Raw genomic sequence first — 6,021 nt, forward strand, 5'->3', positions numbered from 1 at the left:
CAGGGGGGGTAGTTCCGGGCCGGCCGAACGGACCGGCGTGCCGCGCGCCCCGGGGGGTGTGGGGCGGGCGACCGTCCGATCGGTGAGGAGTTCCGGAGCCGGAGGCTCCGGGTGTGTGCGCGAGGGCACGACCAGGGCGGGGCTGGGGAGGCTCCGACCCGGTGTCGCCCACAGTCCCCTGTGGGCGGGGTGTTTCTCTCATCTGCGGAAACCGTACGACAGGGGGACGGGGGCGCGACAGGCGCTTGGCGAACCTGCCATCGGCCCCCCACACCTTCTTCACACGGCCCGACCGCCGGGGCCGGGCCGCGGACGGGTCACAGCGCGGCGAAGGCGCTCTCGATGATGTCCAGGCCCTCGTTCAGCAGGTCCTGGCCGATCACCAGCGGGGGCAGGAAGCGCAGCACGTTGCCGTAGGTGCCGCAGGTGAGGACGAGGAGCCCCTCGGCGTGGCAGGCCTTGGCCAGGGCGGCGGTCGCCTCCGGGTGCGGCTCCTTGGTGGCCCGGTCCTTCACCAGCTCGATGGCGATCATGCCGCCGCGGCCGCGCACGTCGCCGATGGCGGGGAACTTCTCCGCCATCGCCGTCAGGCGCGCCTTCATCGTCCGCTCGATCTCCTTCGCGCGGGCGTTGAGATCCAGCTCCTTCATTGTCTCGATGGCGCCGAGCGCACCGGCACAGGCCACCGGGTTGCCGCCGTAGGTGCCGCCGAGGCCGCCCGCGTGCGCGGCGTCCATGATCTCGGCGCGGCCGGTCACGGCGGCGAGCGGGAGGCCGCCCGCGATGCCCTTGGCGGTGGTGATCAGGTCCGGGACGATGCCTTCGTCCTCACAGGCGAACCACTGGCCGGTACGGCAGAAGCCGGACTGGATCTCGTCCGCCACGAAGACGATGCCGTGGTCCGCGGCGAACTGCCGCACCGCCGGCAGGAAGCCCTTGGCCGGCTCGATGAAGCCGCCCTCGCCGAGCACCGGCTCGATGATGATCGCCGCGACGTTCTCCGCGCCGACCTGCTTGGTGATCTCGTCGATCGCCTGGGCCGCCGCCTCCGGACCGGCGTTCTGCGCGCCGGTCGGCCAGCGGTAGCCGTACGCCACCGGCACCCGGTAGACCTCGGGCGCGAACGGGCCGAAGCCCTGCTTGTACGGCATGTTCTTCGAGGTCAGCGCCATCGTCAGGTTCGTACGGCCGTGGTAGCCGTGGTCGAAGACGACGACCGCCTGGCGCTTGGTGTACGCACGGGCGATCTTGACCGCGTTCTCCACGGCCTCGGCGCCCGAGTTGAACAGCGCCGACTTCTTGGCGTGGTCGCCCGGCGTCAGCTCGGCCAGCGCCTCGGCAACGGCGACGTAGCCCTCGTACGGCGTGACCATGAAACAGGTGTGGGTGAAGTCCTGGAGCTGGGCGGAGGCCCGGCGCACGACCGCCTCGGCGCTCGCGCCGACCGAGGTGACCGCGATGCCGGAACCGAAGTCGATCAGACGGTTGCCGTCGACGTCCTCGATGATGCCGCGGTCCACCCGGGCGGTGAAGACGGGCAGCGTGGAGCCCACACCGGCCGCGACCGACGCCAGCCGGCGGGCCTGCAGCTCCTGCGACTTCGGGCCGGGGATGGCGGTGACGACGCGGCGCTCCTGCGGGATGTCGCTCATGCGGGGCTCCTGGTTCAGATTCCGGTCTCGCCGGGTGGGGTCGGGGGTGTTCTCGCAGGTTAGGCGCGGCCCGCGGACGCGGTCATGCTCCATTCGGGTGGGGTCGGGCGCGCGGGTTGTCCGGGATGGACAGCCGCGCCCGGCGGCACGCGGTCTGACGCCGCGCCGCGTCAGCGGTGGACTCCCTGGACACGGGCACTAGATTGAGCCCGGATCTACGTGCTGGGTACGGACGGACCGCCAGGTCAGGGGGGAAGGCCATGAGCAGCGAGGGCATGCAGGACACGGGCGGCCACGCCGGCGAGCGCGGGCTGCCCCCCGGCGGAGCCGTGCCGCCGCCGCGCCCCGCCCACGCGCCGGGCGAGCAGGCCGGCTCCGCGGGCGGCGCGTTCCTGACCTGGCTGCGCACGCCCCGGCCCGCCGCGGCCCCCGGCATCTGGCGCTTCGGACACCGGCCACGGGCGGCGCAGGAACCCGAGCGCACCCCCACCCGGCAGCTGCTCAGCGGGGCGCTGATCGCGTTCCTGGTCGGCTGGCTCGTCTGGTCGCTGCTGTGGAACGGCTACCTGGGCGGCTGGTGGCTGCTGCCGCTCTACGCGATGATCCCGGACTCCTGGGTGTCACCGCACTCCCTCGCCTCGGTCGTCGTGGTCTACCTCTACTACGCGCTCTTCGCGGTCGGGATCGCGGTCGCCGTCGGCCGGCTCGGCCGCTGGGGCGAGCTGTGGCGCCGCTTCGGCTACCCCGCCTGGCGCTCCGCGGCCCCCGCGGGGCCCGAGCGGTCGCCCGCCCCGGAGGCCGACCCCGCCCAGTGGCCCCAGCTGCGCGAGGCAGGCGCCGTCGCCGCCGCCGAGCGGCTGGGGGCCGACGCCCGCGCCGGACTGATGCGCGACGTCGACCACGCCCGCATCGCCCGCGCCTGGCAGGGCGTCAAGCGGGGCCGGCACACCCTCGCCTCGTTCGCCGCCGCCGTCGCCCGCGACGGCGCCGCCGCCTGCCCGCACCCCTCCGGCGCCCGCGATCTGCCCGCCCGCGCCGCCCGCCACGACCTCGCCACCGCCCAGGTGCGGATCGGCACCGCCGCCGACGACGAGCGCAACCCCTACGCCTACCGCGGCGTCGGCCTCGCCCTCGGCCCCGACCTGGTCGGCACCTCCCTGCTGGCCGTCGGCCCGCCCGGCGCGGGCAAGACCAGCGGCGTCGTGTGGCCGCTGGCGGAGTCGCTCTGCCTGGGCGCGCTCGCCGGCCGGAGCGCCGTGGTCGTCGTGGGAGCCGCCGGGGCGGGGCTCGGCTCGCCGGACACCTACGACGTCGTCGTCCGCGTCGGACAGCCCGACTCCGTCCACGACCTCGACCTCTACGGCGGCAGCACGGACCCGGACGAGGCCGCCGCCGTGCTCGCCGAAGCCCTCGTCGGCGACCTCGCCGACCCGCACCCCGGGGGCGACAGCCGGCGCGCCACGACCGTCCTCGGCCAGCTCCTCGGCCCCTACTTCACCGTCCACGGCCGCTTCCCCTCCGTCCCCGAGCTGCGCCAGCTCCTCGACGGGGCGCCGACCGCGCTCGGCGCCCTGCGCACCGCGCTCACCGAGGCGGGACACGAGGCCATGCTGCGCGAACTCGACGCACGCGAACGCCAGCTGGGCCACCCCGGCGACGTCGGCGCCGTGCTCGCCGACCGGATCGCGCTGCTCGACCGGCCCGCCTTCGCCGCGTTCTTCGACACCTCCGGCGCCACCCGGCCCTTCTCGCTGCGCGCCCTCGACCACCCCGTCCGGGTCCGCATCGACCTGCCCGAGCGCGGCCACGCCGATGCCTCGCGCATCCTGGCCCGGCTCGTGCTCGCCCAGTTCATGACGAGCGCCGCCGTCCGCGAGGACCGCTCGCTCTTCGCCTGCCTGATCCTCGACGACGCGAGCGGCGTCGTCACCCCCCAGGCCGTCCGCGGCCTGCAGCGGCTGCGCTCGGCGAACGCCGGGGCCGTGCTGACCCTGCGCACCCTCGACGACGTGCCGCGCCCGCTGCGCGGACCGCTGCTCGGCTCCGTCGGGTGCCGGATGGCGCTGTCCGGGCTCACCCCCTGGGACGGGCAGGACTTCGCCGAGGTGTGGGGCAAGGAGTGGACCGAGGCCCGCGACGTCACCGACCGGCAGATCATCGCCGAGACCCCCGCGGGCAAGGCGCTGCACGCGGTGCGCCGGGTGATCACCGGGCGCGCGCCGACCGCCCGCGCCGTCACCGTCCGCCAGGTCGAACGCGAACGCTGGTCCGCCTCCGACCTCGCCCACGCCGTGCCGCCCGGCCACGCCGTGCTCTCGCTCACCACCGTGCGCGGGGAGCACGCGCCGCCCCTCCTGGTGCGGCTGCGGACGTGAACGTGCGCTGAGAATCGCCGGGGGTGGCCCTCCGGGGTACGTACGGTGAGGCAGAATCGGCACTGGTCGTTCATACGGACCGGCCAAAAGCTTCACACTTTCGGTCCCCCCACGTATTTCCGCTCACCCGAAGGCCGTCCCATGCCGCCCACCCTCGCCTCGCTCGTCCACCATTCGGCGCTCAAACTCACCGTGCGGGCGGGCGAGGACCATCTGGACACCCCCGTCCGCTGGGCCCACGTGAGCGAGCTCGCCGACCCCGTCCCCTACATGGAGGGCGGCGAACTGCTCCTGATCACCGCCCTGAAACTGGACGCCGAGGACGCCGAGGCGATGCGCCGCTACGTGAAGCGGCTCAGCGCCGCAGGCGTGGTCGGCCTCGGCTTCGCGGTCGGCGTCAACTACGACGCCGTACCGGAGGCACTCGTGCGGGCGGCCCGGGAGGAGCGGCTGCCGCTGCTCGAAGTGCCGCCCCGCACGCCCTTCCTCGCCATCAGCAAGGCCGTCTCCGCGGCCATCGCCGCCGACCAGTACCGGGCCGTCACCTCCGGCTTCGCCGCGCAGCGCGAGCTGACCAAGCAGGCCCTGAACGAGGGGCCGGAGGGGCTCCTCGCCGTGCTCGCCGGGCAGGTGAACGGCTGGGCCGCGCTCTACGACGCCTCGGGCGCCGTCGTCGCCACCGCGCCCGAGTGGGCGGGCCGCCGGGCCGCCCGGCTCACCGCCGACGTGGAACGGCTGCGGGAGCGGCCCGCGCCCGCCAGCGCCGTCGTGGCGGGCGACGGCGACGACCGCGTCGAACTGCACTCCATCGGCACCGGCCGCCGGGCCCGCGCCGCGCTCGCCGTCGGCACGGCGGCCACCCTCGGCACCGCGGAGCGGTACGCGCTGCACTCCGCGATCGCGCTCCTGACGCTCACCACCGAACGCTCGCGCGCGCTGTACGCCGCCGAGCAGCGGATCGGCGCCGCGGTGCTGCGGATGCTGCTCGCGGGCGAGCCCGACCACGCGCGGGCCGTCGCCGGGGACCTGTACGGGGCGCTCCTGGACGCGCCGTTCCGGATGGTGGCGGCGGAGGCCGTGGCGCCACCGCCCTCGGGCGTCGCGCCCGCGGCCGGCACGTCGGCCGGGACCACGGCGGGCACCGGGACGTCCCTGCTGCTCGCGGAGGCGGTGACCGGAGCGGGCGGCGCCCCCGGCGACCCGCTGACCGTCCTCGTGGACGTCGTCGAATCCGCCGCCGCGCGGGCCGGCGAGGCCGTCCTGGTCGTCCCGGACGGGGAGCGCGCGGTGCTCCTCGTCGTCGACGGGGGCGCGGCCGCGGAGGCGTGCGTGCAGTACGCCGAGGTGCTGGAGGCGACCCGTGCGGAGGGCTCCGCCGAGGACGAGCTGGTCATCGGGGTCTCGGCGCCGTCCGGGCCGATCGCTGCGGCGACCGCGTTCCGCCAGGCCGAGCAGGCGCTGTCCGTCGCGCGGCGGCGCGGGCGGGTGCTGGTCGAGCACGAGGACGTGGCGGCCGGGTCGATCCTGCCGCTGCTCGGGGACGACGCGGTGCGGGCGTTCGCGGACGGGTTGCTGCGGGCCCTGCGGGACCATGACGCGACCGGGCGGGGGGACCTGGTCGCCTCGTTGCGGGCGTGGTTGTCGCGGCACGGGCAGTGGGACGCCGCCGCCGCGGATCTGGGGGTGCATCGGCATACGCTCCGGTACCGGATGCGCAGGGTCGAGGAGATCCTCGGCCGCTCCCTCGACGACCCGGATGTCCGAATGGAACTCTGGGTAGCCCTCAAGGCATCCGGGGGGTAGGGGGCGGGCCCTTTCGGCTGCCCCGCCGGTGGGGGCTGAGCGCGCAGTTCCCCGCGCCCCTGGGTAGTCGTTCGGGCGACGGCCGGTGGGGGCTGGTCGCGCAGTTCCCCGCGCCCCTGGAGCATGCGGCTTCGCCGCAGCCCCATGGGCCCGATGAGATGGCGCACGCAGTGCGCATCTCAGGGGCGCGG

General features: G+C 75.5%; 3 protein-coding genes. 2 read left to right on the plus strand and 1 reads right to left on the minus strand.

The window, feature by feature from the left end:
* Window positions 1-317: 317 nt before the first annotated feature.
* Window positions 318-1,652 carry a 4-aminobutyrate--2-oxoglutarate transaminase gene (gabT, locus tag ABZY33_RS21720; protein WP_356493260.1) on the minus strand — a complete coding sequence of 445 codons (1,335 nt, stop codon included), beginning with the start codon at window positions 1,650-1,652 and terminating at the stop codon, window positions 318-320.
* A gap of 260 nt (window positions 1,653-1,912) precedes the next feature.
* On the opposite strand from gabT, the gene ABZY33_RS21725 reads away from it, so the two are divergent.
* Window positions 1,913-4,027: an ATP-binding protein gene (locus ABZY33_RS21725; RefSeq protein ID WP_356493261.1), complete on the plus strand. Its 2,115-nt coding sequence runs from the start codon at window positions 1,913-1,915 to the stop codon at window positions 4,025-4,027.
* 141 nt (window positions 4,028-4,168) lie between these two features.
* Window positions 4,169-5,830 (plus strand): PucR family transcriptional regulator, encoded by a 1,662-nt coding sequence (locus ABZY33_RS21730; RefSeq protein ID WP_356493262.1) that lies wholly within the window; start codon window positions 4,169-4,171, stop codon window positions 5,828-5,830.
* The last annotated feature ends 191 nt before the right edge of the window (window positions 5,831-6,021 follow it).

The sequence above is a fragment of the Streptomyces sp. NPDC006552 genome (assembly GCF_040611655.1).
Classification (GTDB): Bacteria; Actinomycetota; Actinomycetes; order Streptomycetales; family Streptomycetaceae; genus Streptomyces.